At 60.9% G+C, this 14,191-nt stretch carries 23 protein-coding genes and 1 tRNA gene; 20 read left to right on the top strand and 4 right to left on the bottom strand.

Annotated features, from left to right (window positions below):
• Positions 1 to 90: 90 nt before the first annotated feature.
• Positions 91 to 789 (top strand): orotidine 5'-phosphate decarboxylase / HUMPS family protein, encoded by a 699-nt coding sequence (locus Pyrde_RS03480; RefSeq protein ID WP_055408225.1) that lies wholly within the window; start codon positions 91 to 93, stop codon positions 787 to 789.
• Here the strand turns inward: Pyrde_RS03480 and Pyrde_RS03485 are convergent.
• The gene (locus Pyrde_RS03485; protein WP_082419445.1) at positions 786 to 2,081 is read right to left on the bottom strand and encodes a molybdopterin molybdotransferase MoeA; all 1,296 of its coding nucleotides are present in this window, start codon (positions 2,079 to 2,081) and stop codon (positions 786 to 788) included. The two genes, Pyrde_RS03480 and Pyrde_RS03485, sit on opposite strands and share 4 nt — an antisense overlap.
• Before the next feature lie 181 nt (positions 2,082 to 2,262).
• On the opposite strand from Pyrde_RS03485, the gene Pyrde_RS10955 reads away from it, so the two are divergent.
• On the top strand, positions 2,263 to 2,385 hold the full coding sequence (locus Pyrde_RS10955; RefSeq protein ID WP_257640420.1) for a hypothetical protein: 123 nt from the start codon (positions 2,263 to 2,265) through the stop codon (positions 2,383 to 2,385).
• 19 nt (positions 2,386 to 2,404) lie between these two features.
• Here the strand turns inward: Pyrde_RS10955 and Pyrde_RS03490 are convergent, their stop codons facing one another.
• Positions 2,405 to 3,610 carry a Clp1/GlmU family protein gene (locus tag Pyrde_RS03490; protein ID WP_082419446.1) on the bottom strand — a complete coding sequence of 402 codons (1,206 nt, stop codon included), beginning with the start codon at positions 3,608 to 3,610 and terminating at the stop codon, positions 2,405 to 2,407.
• A gap of 160 nt (positions 3,611 to 3,770) precedes the next feature.
• Here Pyrde_RS03490 and Pyrde_RS03495 point away from each other — a divergent pair, with 160 nt between their 5' ends.
• Complete coding sequence (locus Pyrde_RS03495) at positions 3,771 to 3,986, top strand: hypothetical protein (protein WP_055408231.1); 216 nt, start codon at positions 3,771 to 3,773, stop codon at positions 3,984 to 3,986.
• Between the two features lie 19 nt (positions 3,987 to 4,005).
• Here the strand turns inward: Pyrde_RS03495 and Pyrde_RS03500 are convergent, their stop codons facing one another.
• A complete protein-coding gene (locus tag Pyrde_RS03500) occupies positions 4,006 to 5,115 on the bottom strand; it encodes a single-stranded-DNA-specific exonuclease RecJ family protein (protein WP_055408233.1) in 1,110 nt (369 codons plus the stop codon).
• A 172-nt stretch (positions 5,116 to 5,287) separates the two neighbouring features.
• Here Pyrde_RS03500 and Pyrde_RS03505 point away from each other — a divergent pair, with 172 nt between their 5' ends.
• From Pyrde_RS03505 to Pyrde_RS03580, 17 genes are all read left to right on the top strand, one after another.
• Complete coding sequence (locus tag Pyrde_RS03505) at positions 5,288 to 5,569, top strand: ubiquitin-like small modifier protein 1 (RefSeq protein WP_055408235.1); 282 nt, start codon at positions 5,288 to 5,290, stop codon at positions 5,567 to 5,569.
• Between the two features lie 76 nt (positions 5,570 to 5,645).
• A tRNA-Val gene (locus Pyrde_RS03510) sits at positions 5,646 to 5,723 on the top strand.
• Positions 5,724 to 5,826: 103 nt separating this feature from the next.
• Entirely contained in the window at positions 5,827 to 6,225 is a 399-nt protein-coding gene (locus Pyrde_RS03515; RefSeq protein WP_143522055.1) for a hypothetical protein, read from the top strand.
• Positions 6,226 to 6,241: 16 nt separating this feature from the next.
• On the top strand, positions 6,242 to 6,541 hold the full coding sequence (locus tag Pyrde_RS10890; protein WP_156327988.1) for a hypothetical protein: 300 nt from the start codon (positions 6,242 to 6,244) through the stop codon (positions 6,539 to 6,541).
• Positions 6,542 to 6,548: 7 nt separating this feature from the next.
• Complete coding sequence (locus Pyrde_RS03520; RefSeq protein ID WP_143522053.1) at positions 6,549 to 7,406, top strand: hypothetical protein; 858 nt, start codon at positions 6,549 to 6,551, stop codon at positions 7,404 to 7,406.
• The gene (locus Pyrde_RS03525) at positions 7,385 to 7,822 is read left to right on the top strand and encodes a hypothetical protein (protein ID WP_055408241.1); all 438 of its coding nucleotides are present in this window, start codon (positions 7,385 to 7,387) and stop codon (positions 7,820 to 7,822) included. The genes Pyrde_RS03520 and Pyrde_RS03525 overlap by 22 nt, the downstream gene beginning before the upstream one ends.
• Before the next feature lie 198 nt (positions 7,823 to 8,020).
• Positions 8,021 to 8,338, top strand: a complete 318-nt coding sequence (locus tag Pyrde_RS03530; protein WP_143522052.1) for a hypothetical protein — start codon at positions 8,021 to 8,023, stop codon at positions 8,336 to 8,338.
• Between the two features lie 12 nt (positions 8,339 to 8,350).
• A complete protein-coding gene (locus tag Pyrde_RS03535; RefSeq protein ID WP_197272731.1) occupies positions 8,351 to 8,830 on the top strand; it encodes a CopG family ribbon-helix-helix protein in 480 nt (159 codons plus the stop codon).
• Positions 8,831 to 8,834: 4 nt separating this feature from the next.
• A complete protein-coding gene (locus Pyrde_RS03540; protein ID WP_055408247.1) occupies positions 8,835 to 9,098 on the top strand; it encodes a hypothetical protein in 264 nt (87 codons plus the stop codon).
• A gap of 6 nt (positions 9,099 to 9,104) precedes the next feature.
• Positions 9,105 to 9,302 carry a hypothetical protein gene (locus Pyrde_RS03545; RefSeq protein WP_143522051.1) on the top strand — a complete coding sequence of 66 codons (198 nt, stop codon included), beginning with the start codon at positions 9,105 to 9,107 and terminating at the stop codon, positions 9,300 to 9,302.
• Positions 9,303 to 9,306: 4 nt separating this feature from the next.
• Entirely contained in the window at positions 9,307 to 9,960 is a 654-nt protein-coding gene (locus Pyrde_RS03550) for a hypothetical protein (RefSeq protein WP_231656786.1), read from the top strand.
• 14 nt (positions 9,961 to 9,974) lie between these two features.
• Entirely contained in the window at positions 9,975 to 10,250 is a 276-nt protein-coding gene (locus tag Pyrde_RS03555) for a hypothetical protein (protein WP_055408253.1), read from the top strand.
• Positions 10,243 to 10,554, top strand: a complete 312-nt coding sequence (locus Pyrde_RS03560; protein ID WP_055408254.1) for a hypothetical protein — start codon at positions 10,243 to 10,245, stop codon at positions 10,552 to 10,554. Before Pyrde_RS03555 ends, Pyrde_RS03560 begins: the two co-directional genes overlap by 8 nt.
• Positions 10,551 to 11,492, top strand: coding sequence for a hypothetical protein (locus Pyrde_RS03565; protein ID WP_055408256.1), 942 nt, complete (start codon positions 10,551 to 10,553; stop codon positions 11,490 to 11,492). Before Pyrde_RS03560 ends, Pyrde_RS03565 begins: the two co-directional genes overlap by 4 nt.
• 2 nt (positions 11,493 to 11,494) lie before the next feature.
• Entirely contained in the window at positions 11,495 to 11,734 is a 240-nt protein-coding gene (locus Pyrde_RS03570; protein ID WP_055408259.1) for a hypothetical protein, read from the top strand.
• 6 nt (positions 11,735 to 11,740) lie between these two features.
• A complete protein-coding gene (locus tag Pyrde_RS03575; RefSeq protein ID WP_055408261.1) occupies positions 11,741 to 12,106 on the top strand; it encodes a hypothetical protein in 366 nt (121 codons plus the stop codon).
• Positions 12,107 to 12,126: 20 nt separating this feature from the next.
• On the top strand, positions 12,127 to 12,741 hold the full coding sequence (locus Pyrde_RS03580) for a hypothetical protein (protein WP_055408263.1): 615 nt from the start codon (positions 12,127 to 12,129) through the stop codon (positions 12,739 to 12,741).
• Between the two features lie 728 nt (positions 12,742 to 13,469).
• Here the strand turns inward: Pyrde_RS03580 and Pyrde_RS03585 are convergent.
• Entirely contained in the window at positions 13,470 to 14,177 is a 708-nt protein-coding gene (locus Pyrde_RS03585) for a hypothetical protein (RefSeq protein ID WP_156327989.1), read from the bottom strand.
• Positions 14,178 to 14,191 lie beyond the last annotated feature (14 nt).

A 14,191-nucleotide genomic window follows, 5' to 3' on the forward strand; every position in this document is an offset into this window, starting at 1 on the left:
GCTAGCCCTGGCAAACGAGCCCTTATGTACCGGCCTACGCCCTGTCGAGGATTAACGGGAAACCCCAGACGACTGCGAGGAGTATGAGCCGTGTCTAAGCCCGGTATAGTTTCTAGGCTTGAGAAAGAGGCGCCAGTCCTACAGGTAGCGCTAGACTTCACAAACCTAGAAGATGCTCTAGGCCTCGCCGCAGAGCTCCGAAGAAACCTTGACACGTTATGGCTCGCTGAGGCCGGTACTCCCCTCATAAAGAGCGAGGGGCTCCGGAGTGTAACCCTCCTAGCCAGGGTAGTCGGGCCAAACCCTGTCGTCGCGGACATGAAGACTGCTGATACTGGGGCGCTAGAGGCTGGCCTCGCGGCCAGAGCGGGGGCCTCGATAGTCACGGTGCTTGCTTGTAGCCTCGACGAAACCATAGAGGCTGCCGTGCGGGAGGCTCACCGCTACGGCGCGGTAGTGGCTGCAGATCTGATAGCTGTCGGCGACCCTGTGGCCCGGGTGGAGCAACTCGCAAGCCTAGGCGTAGACATAGTAGAGCTCCACGTGGGTATCGACGCCCAGAAGGCGCTGGGCATGACTGCAGCAGAGCTGCGCAGCACAGTGAAGAAGATAGCAGAGAGGTTCCCTGGCCTCGTGGCTGTCGCGGGTGGCCTTAATGCTAAGACAGCACCAGCTATGGTCGAGGCGGGTGCGGCGATAATCATCGTGGGCGGAGCTATCACGAGGAGCGAGGACCCAGTGGCATCCGCTAGGGCAGTTATAGAAGCGATAAAGAAGAATAGGGCTTAGGCTTCCTCTCTCTTTTCGCCCTCTTTCTGCCCGGGTTCACGGTATATCATCACTGGTACGCGCTCGCCCCTCTGGTACTGCCGATTCTCCACAATAGCTAGGCCGTCGGCCTCACAGTTACTCACAGTCACGGAGCTGTGCTGCCTCTCTAGGGGTAGTGGTTCTGCGTAGAGCTTACCGTCCTCCAGGTAGAGCTTCACCTTGACGGGCTGTGGCCTCTTGGCGCGTATATCTCCTGCTAGCTCTGCTATAGCTGGTAGAGGCGGCTCGACGCCACGCACTACGTTACCCATATGCTTTAGCACGGGGTAGACTAGCCTTATGAAGCCATGAAGTGCTGACACTGGGTGGCCCGAGAGCGCTAGTACCAGAGGCCCACCCGGCAGTATCATGGCCGAGGTGGGTCTCCCGCCTTTCACGAAGAGGCCGCGGAAGAGCACCTCACCGTCTAACATCTCTGCAAGCTGGTAGAAGGGGTCGACATCGCTCGGCCCGGTACCGCCGGTGAGGATGACGAGATCGAGGTGACGCATCTGCCGGGTGAGGTACCAGGCTATAGTATCCACGTTGTCTGGGAGTAGTATGCGCTCCTCGACCACTGTCCAGGGGGTATACCTGTCTATAGCCCATTCTATGAGCTTAGCGGTAGTCTCGGCAACCTCGCCGCGAAGTATGCGCTGTTCAGCCTCGGCAGGGTCCACGGGCTCGAATAGCTCCGTGCCAGTAGCTATGATGCCAACGCTGATAGGCCTATACACCTTGACGCGTGTCACGGCAACGTCGAGGAGCCCGGCCACGTCGAGCATGGTTACAACGTAGCCTCGGGGAAGGAGGACCTGGCCTTTACGGACATAGGCGCCTACAGGGTCGAAGTTCTTGCCGGCCGGGAACTCCTTCTCAACTACTATGTAGTCGCCCTCTCTTCTGACGGCCTCCTCTGGGATAACAGTGTCAGCGCCATCGGGGAGATAGGCTCCCGTGGATACGTAGACGGCTGTGCCGGGCTCGACCCGGTACTTCACGTCCACCTTGCCTATAGTGGCCTCGCCTACTACGCGGAGTCTGCCAGGCGTATCGGAGGAACGTATAGCATAACCATCGTAAGCAGCCCTTGGCCGAGGCGGAAAGTCGTGTGGCGCTCGCACATCCTCCGCGAGAACTAGACCTATAGCCTCCCATACCGGGGCTTCTACAGTCTCCTCGACCGGCTTGACTCGTGAGGTTACTATCTGTATGGCCTCGTTAACTGGGGTCAACCGTTCAAGGTAGCGGGGTACACGCCTAGACGCCATGACTCCTCAATCCGTGTAGACGCCGGGGCATCTGGCCTCAACTTACGGTTTACGGGCTGCAAGACCTGGAATGGAAGTTCCCGGGTATTTCTGGGCTAGGGGGCCGTGTGCTCTGGGGTGCTACGGGGGCGCAGAGGGGAGGTCACTCCACGACCAGATAGATTCGGCCGGGGGTCTCCCGGTGCAGAGGAAGCTCCTCTTCCCTGACGCGGCTCCCCGGATAACACCCCAGGCAGCGGCTATGCTTCGCCCACTGCAGCCTGTAGTAGCATTATCGACTCCACTGGCTAGGGAGCGCAGGTAGAAGAGGAAGCGAGGCCATCCTATCTTCTACGTCTACGCGTTTTAATAACAACCTCGGGGTAGACACCAGGGTCTAGATGCTCCTCCTCCACGAAGTTGTCGCCAAGCCTGACCCAGCCAAGGGTCACACCCCGGACGCTGCCGGGCTCTATGTTGGCGTCCTCCCGTACCCGGACCACGAGCCTCCCACGGGCCAGGTTAAGTTGCTCGACTAGTGCGGGCTCGTCCAGGCCGTTGGCAAGGTGTAGCCCAGCGAGCAGTCCACGGGCCCAGCCTGGCCGCAACCACACTCCCTCGTCTGGCCTCCGCTGGGCCTCGACAATGAGTGATGAGTCACAGCTGTAGAGCACGTTGTCGCCGGCCACAGTATATGGGCAGATGTTAGCAGCGAGTGAAGCATCTAGGACGAGACTACGGCTCTTCGAGAATAGGGCGGCGTAAAGTCTCTGTCGGAAACTCCTCCGGTCTACGCGGCTCCGCTCCCTCTTAAGCTCCGGGCTGGGCGCACGGACAACCTCCAGCCTCCGCGCGGCCAGCAATCGGGCGAGTTCGTCGGCCTCCCGGCCGCCGAGCACGACGACTACATTTGCTCCAACGCTCTCCGCGAGAGCAGCCTTGTAGAGAGCACCCCTGCCCCTCACGTACCCGTCAGTGTCCACGACGAAGCCTCCGCTACATGCGCGAGAGGCGCGCACAGCAGCAGAGACTGTGAGGAACCCTGCCTTCTCCGCCGAGACGTGGCCGACGAAGAATCCGCCAGCCGGCTCGACGTCCTGCAGGACTAGGGCTCTCCCTGTCCACGGCGCGTAGGCCACCATGCCGGGTAATCCTAGCTCGTTCTGCCCCACATCTGCCTCGACTACACAGAGCTCCAGCCCGTTACGCAGCCAGGCTGTGAGCGTAGACTTGCCCGACTCAACGGGGCCAACGACCACTATGCGGCGGACACCGCGGCTCCGGAGATCCTCTACTAACCGGCTCCACGCCTCAACGATGCTGAAGCCCTCGCGTACTACACGGTAGCTGCCCCCAGCGCCAAGATAGACACAGAGCCTAGAAGCCTCCCGGGCATAGAAGGTGAAGCCCCGTGTACCCCGGACAAGCACCTCTCCGCCGGCCTCGACGGTATAGCCGCTCGCATAGACGCCTCCCTTCTCCACGGCTACCCGTGCCGGGCCGGAGACCCAGAGGCCCTCGCCGCTCTGCAGATCCACGCACTCCGGCATACCCCGCGCCTCCGCTTCTAGCGCTCTGAGAGAGCTAGCACCTATTACCTACCTCTGTGCTGTAACATACCTCTGGGCCACTCTGCTCCCACAACATCTAACCCTCTAGCAGCAGGCCCTCAAGGCTAGAGGGCTACAATGTGTAGGAGGTGAAGCCCGAATGGTGTTACTCCAGATCGCACGTAGGGAGGAACACCAGGTAGGTAAGTACCGTGTAACTCTGCTCTACGATAGTGAAGGTCGCGTAGTCGGAGCCCTCATAGAGGGGCCCCGGCTAAGCAAGCCAGTCTACATAGCTGTCCACGAGCAGACAGCACCCAAGATACCTAAGCAGGTTAAGAAGTTCCTAGCAAAGCACGGCTTCAAAGTCGCATAGAACGCTCTTTCTCCGACCCCTACCACCCCCCGTCGGCTGAGGACCTCCCGAACACGTGACGCTCTACAAGGTCTGCAAGTTTCTCTAGAAGACCCTTATCCGGCTCCTCGACGGGAAACGCTAGTACATGCTCCTTCCCGCCAGCCGGGACACCGCTCTCCCTAAGCTCGCGAAGGACCCTCGTCAGCTGGTGGCGCATGCTACGTGCGTAGACAAAGCCTCTCTTGCGGCCCGGGGCCCAGTGTAGCAGAAGCACCACGCTATCAGAATGCATAGCTGCAAGCTTTCTACCAACATAGGATGTCACGTGGGCGTCGGACTCGACATAGTATGCTATTATGCCGTGGCGCTGGAACAGGTACCGAACCCTATCCATAGCAGTTCTCAGTGCCTTTGCAGCCTCCTCTGCGGCCCGGCTCAACCGGTTGTCGTCGAGTACGTCGCGGGGTCCACTAGCCCAGCCCAGTAGCTGGGCAGCATGCACTATACACTCCTCGTCGAGAAGCCGGTAGCAAGAGTCAACAAGCTCAACAACCTTCGCGATATCGCGTAGACTATAGCCGCTCTTCCCTGCAAGCCTCGCGGCAGTGCCGTAAGCCCTAGGTCTAGCCTCGATTACGGGTCCAAGGTCGCCGACTATCCCCACGGCTGCTAGCCAGCTGCACCTCCGCGCGTCGCATGCCTCGCCGACGCCCGGAATACTGTAGACCAGGAAGGATGTAGCCGGCCAGTCCTCCTCGCCCCCAAGGCTCTGCGCCACGGGGTTCACGTAGTGGAGAACTCCCCTCCCCCCACCCCGGGGAGGCTCGACCAAGTGGTGATCGAGGACTGCGACACTCCTAGGAGCCACTATATCGGACAAATCCTCGTAAGCGGTGCCGGGAAGCCCATAGTCGAGCACTGTCAGGACACTAGCTCTGCTCTCCGATATACGGCGCCAGGGAAGAGCCTCAAGAGAGTAGACACCCACCCTAGGCGGATAGAAACCTACAATGCGCTCACCAAGCATCTTTAACAGGATGGCGGCAGATGCTATACCGTCGGCATCCCAGTGGAACACGGCAAACACACTACCAGTAGTCAGGCTATTCCACAGACTCTCCATAGACAACCATATCTCGTTGCCCATGGTTGCACCAGCTGACTAGCCGCGGGTACAATCCGAGATAGATGCAATACTCCGGCTGAATATAACACTAATGCCTTCCGGGAGAGGGGAGAAAAGTGGGTACACAGGGCAGAAACAACTGCCAGCCACTCTGCTGACCCACAGACACCCTCAGGGAGGAGGGAGGCACACAGTGCCCCGGGTGAAAGTCAAGCTATTTGCCATATACTACGAGGCCGCAGGTACACGCGAGCTAGAGGTAGACCTCCCAGAAGGCGCCACCGTGCTAGACCTGGCAAAACTGCTTGAAGAAAAATTCCCCAAGCTCCGCGGCGAACTAGTAGAAGACGGCCGCATAAGCGAAGAGGCACGTGTACTAATCAACGGTAGAAACATAGAATGGCTAGAAAAGGAAAAGACGAAGCTACACGACGGCGACGTAGTAGCCTTCTTCCCGCCAGCCGCCGGAGGCTAACAAGCCTACACGCTATAAGGCTTAAAGCCCCCCAGACAAAGAACAACCAGAGCTAATGGAGGCCCAAAGAAGGGCTGGGCCCGTCGTCTAGCCTGGTTAGGACGCCGCCCTCACACGGCGGAGGTCCGGGGTTCAAATCCCCGCGGGCCCACCATTCTCCGCACTCCTTCGCGCTTACAGGAACAGGTTTGGGGAACATGGCTGCCGAGACTCAAAAAGTGATACGGCGCCCCACAGAAGCACCGGGGGCGCCGGAAGTGAGCGCCAGCATAGCGAGAGCAGTCGACAGTATCCTGGATATTCTACGCGATATCCCCCCAGCCTACAGGCTACAAGTACTCCGCATAGCCGAGAGCAAGATACGACCAAGCATTATAGAGAGCGGCGAGCTTGTAAGGAAGGTATCAAAAGGCGGGAGGGCCAGTTACTTTGTAACACTCCCGAACAACTATACTGAGCTTGTTGGGGAATACGCTATACAAATCAAAGGTAAAAAACTGATCTATATCCCTGTAGAGAAGGGGGTGGCACGTCTCCGTACATACGGCGGCCGGCTCCGCCTAACCATACCCAAGGGCGCATTTGAGGCTATTGGTTCTCCTAGCTACGTCCGTGTCCGGGTTGAGGATGGCAGGATCGTGGTGGAGCCCGCCTAAAGGGCGGGGTGTGTTTTTGCAACGTAGGAGCTTGTATGCTATCGTGTTTTCTGTGATGCTTCTCGGCCTCCTCTCGTTGTCTTATGTTCTTTATGCATGGCTTGGGTTTGACTGGCTCTACCTGCTTGTGTTCGGTATCGTGCTGGCTGGAGTCGTGTTGTTGCGGCCTTTCCAGCTCCTCTTCATGATGCCCGAGCTGGCCGAGAGACTAGCCCCAAGGAGCCCGAGACGAAAAAGAAGCCCATTGAGTACATGGAGCGTCGCGTCAAGAAGTTCCCCAAGTGCTTCCACGGGCGAGAGCACGGCTTCAAGGTGAAGAGGGAGTGAACGTCAGCCTGCCCGTTGTTATCGCAGCGTTCTTCGAGTTTTTCCGCCGGATACCGGCGGAAGACTTCGCAAAGGCTAGGAACGAGATAGAGGAGCTCAGAAAGAGCCACGAGAGGCTGGTCGGCAAGACTGCCATGCTGCTGGCAGCTGAGAGTCTTCTCGACCACATGCTGAGAGAGACTGAGAGAAACATGGGCACCCTCGGCGAGGCACTAGCCGATGTTCTAGTCCACCTCAAGACCCGGTTATCGAGGATGCCAGACAGCCAGCTCAGAAGAGAAGTAGTACGAGTCACGAACCAGATACTGGGGAATATGGCTGCCTCGCTCCGGGAAGAGCTAGGCTACATAAAGGACGACTTAGCGAGCGCGGGTCAGAGTAGTGCTGCCGCACAGCTTGTTGAGGAGGTTCTCGCACAGCCCCATGTGCTTGAGGAGCTACATAAGAGGCTAGGTAGTCTGGAGCGGTGTAGAAGCAGCCTAGACCTCCTAGAGGCTGCGCTCCTAGAGGCACAGAGAAGGGAGGAAAAACTCTGGGAAGAATACAAACACAACATGCCCCTGGGGGCTTTTCTGCTGGTGCTCAGCATAGCCGCAGCGGGTATATTGAAGCACGGAGTCCCGCTGGAGCAGCACGCCCTACTAGCAGCCTATATAGCGTCCCTAGCCCTCTACACGTTCTCAAACTACCTCCTCTACCGTGGTGCCTCTAGGCTCCTAGACTATGCTGTCCTGAGGCGCTGGTTTAGCGAATTTAGGCAGCTAGTGGCTAGATTCAGAAAACAGGGCCCCGGGGTAGATTGCGACAAGCTATTCGGGGAGGCGGTAGGTTCTTGGAAGAAGCTGGTGGGCTGAAGAAGCTTATGGTGCTAGCACTCCTAGGTAACGGCCCTGTGCAGGGCCGGACTCGCATGATGAAGCTATTGTTCCTAGCCCAGGATAGGGCTAGGAAGCGAGGCATAGAGCTCGACGGGGGCTTTGAGTTCATACCCTACCGCTTTGGGCCGTGGAGCTACGAGGTGCTAATGGTCCTAGAGGAGCTGCAGCAGGAGGGACTCGTGGTGGAGGAGGTGGAGGAGACCAGCTACGGGCCCCGGTTCAGGTACTTCCTCACCAGGAGGGGACGGGAAGAGGCTGAGAAGGCCCGCCAGAAGCTACCCCCAGAGATAGTCGAGGAGCTGGACCGCGTCTACCGCGAATGGGCCCAGCGGAGGCTCATCGAGCTGATAGCCTACATCTACAAGAAGTACCCCGACTATGCCCCCGCATAGCCTCCTTCCCCCTACAACAATCGAGAAGCCACGTCCTGTACATGCCGATTCTATGCTGGAGTTAGACCAAGGCCAGAACCCGCCATGTAGGAGCAGCCCATAGTCTCCCGGGGCAAGCTATAAATCGGACAACCGGTTGTCCAATTTGTGGGCCGCCCGGGGGCGCTTGTGGCCCCGCGGGGGCCCGGAGGCCCGGGTATGACCAGTACGGCGGCTCTTCGGGTTCGGGTAGGTAGGGACACGGTATCTCCAGATATTGTTTTTCCTGTGGAGCAGCTCGAGGCTCGTATCCGTTTCCTGAAGAACCGTGTCGCGTGGCTTGCCTACCGCAGTCGCGACAGCCGCGTGGTTCGTGCTGCCTCCGATCTTCTTGTCCGCTTGACGGACTTACTCGAAGACCTCGAGGAGGGTGTCCCTGCTTCTGAGCTCCTCCACAGTCTACGTCTCCTAGAGGAGGATGTTCGCTCCCTTCTCCGTAGCCCGGAGTCCTATGCTTCTTCCGATGGTTCTCCGTAGGGGTGGTTGGGTGTGGCTCGGGCCGGTGTTGTGTCTCTGAGTGTGGAGGCTGGGGTTGCTGCCCGGGTTCTGGCGGAGAATGGTGTGCAGTTCTTCACGGTGAGGCGGCTTGCCCGTATGCTCGGCGTGTCGCCGTGGAAGGCTAGCGCCATTGTCCGGGAGATGAGGAGGCTGGGGCTGGCGAGGGAGTGGAACAGTAACAGCTACGTGCTGACAATCCCGGTTCCCCGGCGCAGCAGCGGCCAGGAGCCCAGCCGGGGCGATGAGCCGGCGGAGCCTCCCAGGCGCGGAGAGGGGCCGCTCACTGGGCTACGGGTGGTCACCTTCAAGCTCGATGCGCGCCTTCTGGCAGCCCTCGACAACGCCGTGGCCATGCTGGGCTACGACTCCCGCAGCGAGATCATCCGCGAAGCGCTCCGCGAGTTCCTCGAGCGCCGCGGCCTCCTCCCACCGCGGGAGGAGTCTAGCGGCGACAGCAGAGCGGAGGCCTAGCGCCGTGGCGCTGTTCAGGGTCGGCCCCTGTGTCCTCCAGGTCATACTGACCGACTGCTATGGGCACCCAGTACCCGACCTTGAGCAGGTGATGGAGGACTTGGTTCTGCTTGGTGCAGTGCCTCGGGGGCTCCGGGACTGCGACGCCATGGCCATCCTCACGCGGCGGGCGGTGGAGGAGGCTACGGGCTGCGAGGCCCGCGTCGAGCCCTTCCCGTGGGCTATGGGGCCGGAGATGCACAGGATCATGGCTCTGCGGCTGGGGTGACCGGGTGTGAGGGTGACGGTTGACCCCAAGAAGATCGCGCAAGTGCTGAGAAGGCTCGGCGTCGTATACGTCAGCCCCCATGACCTAACAGCAATGCTAGGAATCCCGTCGAGAAGCGCCGGCAGACTGTTGAAGGCCATGGAGAAGCAGGGGCTGGCTATACGCTACTCCAAGAACTTCTACAAGATACTAGCGAGGGGGTGACATAGTGGCTACGACCGTGAGGCGCGGCTACAGGTACGTGGTCCGGAAGGAGAACGGGACATGGCCCCCGAGGCATCATAACGGCTTGGACCCGGGGCTGGTGGGCCCCAGGGCCTTCGAGCACCCGGCTGTAAAGGAGTGGTGGATGTGGCTCCTCCGGGAGTACAGGCCCCGGGCTAGCGTGGCGCTTGTTACGCCCTGCTCTAGCGTGAAGCCCTACACGAGGAGCCCCACGTCGCGGAAGATACGGGGGCTGCTCCGCCGCCTCGGGCTCTGGAGCGCGGGGGAGAACCGGCCCAGGGGCATCGAGTGGCTCTACCTCAGCGACCTGCTCCTCCTGGTGCCGTACGAGCGGGCCGAGGAGTACCCAGCCTGCTGCTACGAGCTCCACCCCGACGAGGTCCTCCAGCGCCCCCTCCTACGCAGCATGGTATCCGGGATGCTAGCAGAGGCCATAGAGAGGCTCATGGACCGGGGCCTCGAGCGCGCCGTGGTCTTCCTCCCGAGGAAGCACCTAAGGCTCTGGAACGAGGCCAAGAAGCGGGCGGCAAGGTGGCCAAGCGAGACAGTAACCAGGTACACGATATTCGGCTTCGACGGGCTCCCCGACGCGCTCAACGCTCTCCGCAGGGTGCCGGAGCTACAGGAGCTCCTGTAGCGGGGTGATGGAGGGTGGCGGGCCACGGGGCGGTGCTAGCGGAGAAGCTCGTAGCCAGCATGGCTGGGCTGCCGGCGCCCATGGTGCTGGGCAGGCTGGTGCTAGTCCTCAGCGACGCGCTCGACGAGCTGCCCCCAGGGAAGGCCGTGGAGCTGGTAGCATGGAGCATCTGCGACGTGGAGTGCAGGAGCTGCGACTACTGCGACCCCGAGCACTGCATGGACGAGTGCACAGCGGCCAGGGCCGAGGAGCTGAGGAAGCTCCTGGAGAGGGCCGGGAGCCATGGCTGAGGCTCTAGAGCGGCTCGCGGAGGCGCTGGACCGGCATATGCCTGTACTCCGCCACACCGTGGGCTCCCGCATAGCCGGCGACGGCTGCGAGGCGCGCGCCGTGTACGTGGCAGCGGGGCTGGTGGTGCGCGCCGAGTGCCGTTTCTTCAAGACGTGGAGGTGCCGGGTAACCGCGAGCGATGGTACACGCTGCGAGGGCGGCGCGTGCCGCGGCGAACACGCCATAGTGCTAGCCAAGGCGCTCACCGAGGCCGGTGTGCCCAACGCCTTCGGAGAGCCGGAGTGGGAGGCCGAGGAGCCATGACCAGCCTTAGAGCCATAGCCGCCAGCCTAGGCGTGCCCTACGTTACCGCGTACCGTAGCCTCTGGCGCCTACTGGGCATTGGGCCCCGGCACATGAGGCGCATGGATAATCCCGACGTGGGAATTATCCACGGAGGCGCCGTGGAGACAGTAATCAAGGCAGCGCTGGCCCTGGCAAGGAGGAATCTAGCCTACTACACGCTGTCGCCAGTACCCCTCTGGCCGTGGCTGCTGGTCCCCGTCAAGTCCGTGGACGCGCTGGAGAAGCTACTGGAGAGCATGAGGAGGCTGGGGGCGAGGCCCAGCAGCGTTATCCTCGACGTGGGCATAATGGACTGGTTCAACGGTAGAACCGCGGAGTACAGCGACAAGTTCTGGGACACGCTGTGGGAGGCCGTCGACAGGCTACGGGAGCTGGCCCGGGAGTACGGGTTCGAGTGGAGGATAGTGCTCCCCGACGTGCCGGCCACTGTGCCGGATAACGTCCCGCTGACCATGAGGCTGCAGGAGCGGCTCCTCAGCGAGCACCCCGAGCTACCGTGGATACCGGTCGCGCAGGCTAGCCGGGAGACGCCCCACACAGAGCACCTAGCGTGGCTAGTGGAGACCGGCGTCGTGGAGAAGTATGGCTGCGTGGCGCTGGGCTCGCTGAAGCTCCTAGCCGGCAGGAAGAAGGCATTGTGGAGGGATGCTGTCTACAGGTCCCGGGGCCTCCTCGAGGAGCACGGGCTAGCCAACGTCCGGCTCCACTTGTTCGGCGCGCCGCTCGACATCGTGGCCGCCGAGAAGCTGCCGCCGGGCTCATGGGACAGCAAGACGTGGACCTTCCCCAGGGTGCCCTACCTCTGGTCGGCCAAGGACGGGTCCATGCGCATAGTCTACTTCACGACGTTCCTCGAGCGCCTCGTAGAGCTGCTCGTGGAGCATGGTGGTGGCTAGCCGTGGCCAAGGTGATTCTACGGCCGGGGCTCTACAGGGAGGTGATTGCGGGGATGGTGTGGATGCTGCTCCGGCTGGAGGGCTGTATGGGGCCCAGGGAGGTTGCTGAGAGGCTCCGCCAGCTCGGCCTCGACGCTAGCCGCGGCAAGATCAACGACGCGCTCGTGGAGTACACGGGGAGGCTCTTCCGTAGGATGAAGATGGACGGGCACGTCGTATACTGCGCGGAGGAGAGGGTGTGAGGGGCCGTGGCTGTGAGTGTTGAGCGTGTCGGTGGCGGGCTGCGGGTCTGCGTGGACCGGGACATGGAGTGCGAGCGTGTGAGGGCCGAGCTGCGCGCCGTAGTGGAGAGGCTCGCCGGGGAGCTCGGAGCCGAGTACAGCAGGGCCGCGCGGCAGCGCTTCCGGCGCCTAAGAAACCTCCTGGAGCTCGACCTCTTCCACGCCATGTGCGCCATGGAGGCGTCCGCTGGCTGCCTCACGGTAGACCGGTGGGTGCGGAGAGCGAGGATGCTCCTCCGGTTCGAGCAGGGCCCCGCATGGGGGTGTACCGGGGTTCTACTGCGAGGAGGGGCATGGAGATGGGATTGCAGAGCAGTAGAGGCTGATGACTAGCGGCCGGAGGTGAGCCTCCTTTGCCCGGCGAGCGGTGGGCTAGGGAGAGGATGGGGCTAGCACTCAACGCGTATAACGAGTTTATGCTGGCCGTGGCCCGTTCCCTGAGGTTTGTGCGTGAGAAGCTGGGGCTGGAGGGGCTGCGCCCCCGCTTCGACGAGGGCAGCAGCGATAGGAGGGTCTTCCTCATCGAGGTAGAGCTCCCGGCCTCAGCGCCCCTGGTGATAGCGGTCTACTCCACCACGGAGGAGGCTCGGCCGCTCACCTGGAGCAGGGTGGAGGCGAAGCTCCGCCGGCTACGCCGCTACGCGGCCCAGCGGGCCCCGCCAGCCCGGGACACCTTCGTAGCCGTCGTGACGGCGTCGCCCCGGGCCCGGGCCACAGGCCCCGCCCAGAAGAGGGCCAGGAGGAGCAAGGTGGCCCTAGGCACGGTAAAGGACGCCCTAAAGGCGCTACGGGGCTACCTGGTCAAGAGGCTCCGGGGGCTAATCAAGAGCCTCAGGGAGAAGGAGGCCAAGGCCTACGGCGAGCTGGCAGAGCTGCTCCGCGTCCTCTACCTCCTAGCCTCCAGGCTAGGGCCAGTCGGCATACCCCTCCACGAAGTCGAGGCCATGATTCGCGCCCGCCGCGCCTAGCCAGCCAAGGACCCCCTATGCGCATTTGGTTAAAAGGTAATACTACCTTTTCCCTTAATCGCTAACCTCTCCTAATGGGTAATACGTGTAGAACAAGTTACCAGGCCCCAGGCTATAGCCTGTAGCCTGTCCCAGGGCAGACCGGTTCTCCTCGAGCTATCCCCGGTAAACTGGTCCTAGAACAAAGGCGGCCGGAACTGTCCTGGGGCAAGGCCTGGGCCGGAAGTATTCCATGTTGTCAACGGGTGTGAGCTCTCCCCGGGATCCCCTATGCCCGGTGGAGTAGCTTCGGCCGGGTGCAGACACCGCCGCTTCTATGGCTGGGGCCTATCGCCTGACAGCCATGACATGGCAAGGCTTATCGCCTAACCACCGGGTAAGCCCACAGAGTAAGATTAGCTGCCAGGCTGACGTATTCTCCTCGAGCTCGCAGCTGTTAGCCCGTCTGCAGAGGAGAGGCATGTGGAGTTGCACGGGGCCGGGGCCTCTTCGCCTGAGCTCTCCCTAAACACGTGGTGGGAGTCAATCCGGGCCTAGAATACTACAAAGTATTCTTTCCATAGTAGTATACATGTTATTTATACTACTGTGGTTTGCAGAGGGGGTTCTTTCACCGCTGGGTTCTTTGCCTGGTCTCTCTTTGTCGGTTGAGTGCTCTCAGTTTAGCATCCTTTGCTCTGTGGTGATTCGTGGCTGTGGCGGTTAGCCTGCTGCGCGAACGCTATTCGCTATTCACGGTTCGCCTCCGGCCATGGACATAGGTCTTTTGAGGGGTAGAGTATCTTTGCGAGGATTGTGGCGGTGTAGACCGGGCCTTGGGGTCTGCATTCTATCTCTGCTAGTCCTAGGTCTAGGAGTCTCTTCACCTTGTACACGACATGGTCTGAGGGCTCATTAACGGCGTCTGCGAGCTCCCTTAGCGTGCGGGGCTTCTCTATTATGAGCCTGACTAGCCGGCTGTCTACTGCTAGTGTATTGAGCGGGTCCAGGAGCCTCGGCGGCGGTAGTATGGTGTAGACTTCCTTCTTCTTCCCCTTGCTCTCTATGTTGTATACGAGCACCTCTATTGAGGGTGGGTATATGCCTCCTATGTAGTCTATCGCGGCTGCTGTGTAGAAGAGCACTATTGTGAGCCATTCGTGGCTGAGCGGTAGTATTATCTTCACAGCGTGGATGTGCGTGTTTGGCTCGTCGAGTACGCGTAGATAGCATGCGGTCAGCTTCGCAATGTTGTCCTCTATGGGCTTTGTCATGTCAAGCATTACGTGTACTATGCGTGAGCTTGTTTTGCCTCCCAGGCTTCTTACTAGGTCAAGCTCTCGCTGCTCCACCGTGTACTTCTCTGTGACCACTATGTTTACGTCGCGGAGACCGTGGCGCAGTACATCGTCGGGGCGCCCTATGGCGAGTATGGTTGTTATTTCGTCGTACACCATGTCCGTAGCACCGC

Source organism: Pyrodictium delaneyi (genome assembly GCF_001412615.1).
In the GTDB taxonomy this organism is placed as follows: Archaea; Thermoproteota; Thermoprotei_A; order Sulfolobales; family Pyrodictiaceae; genus Pyrodictium; species Pyrodictium delaneyi.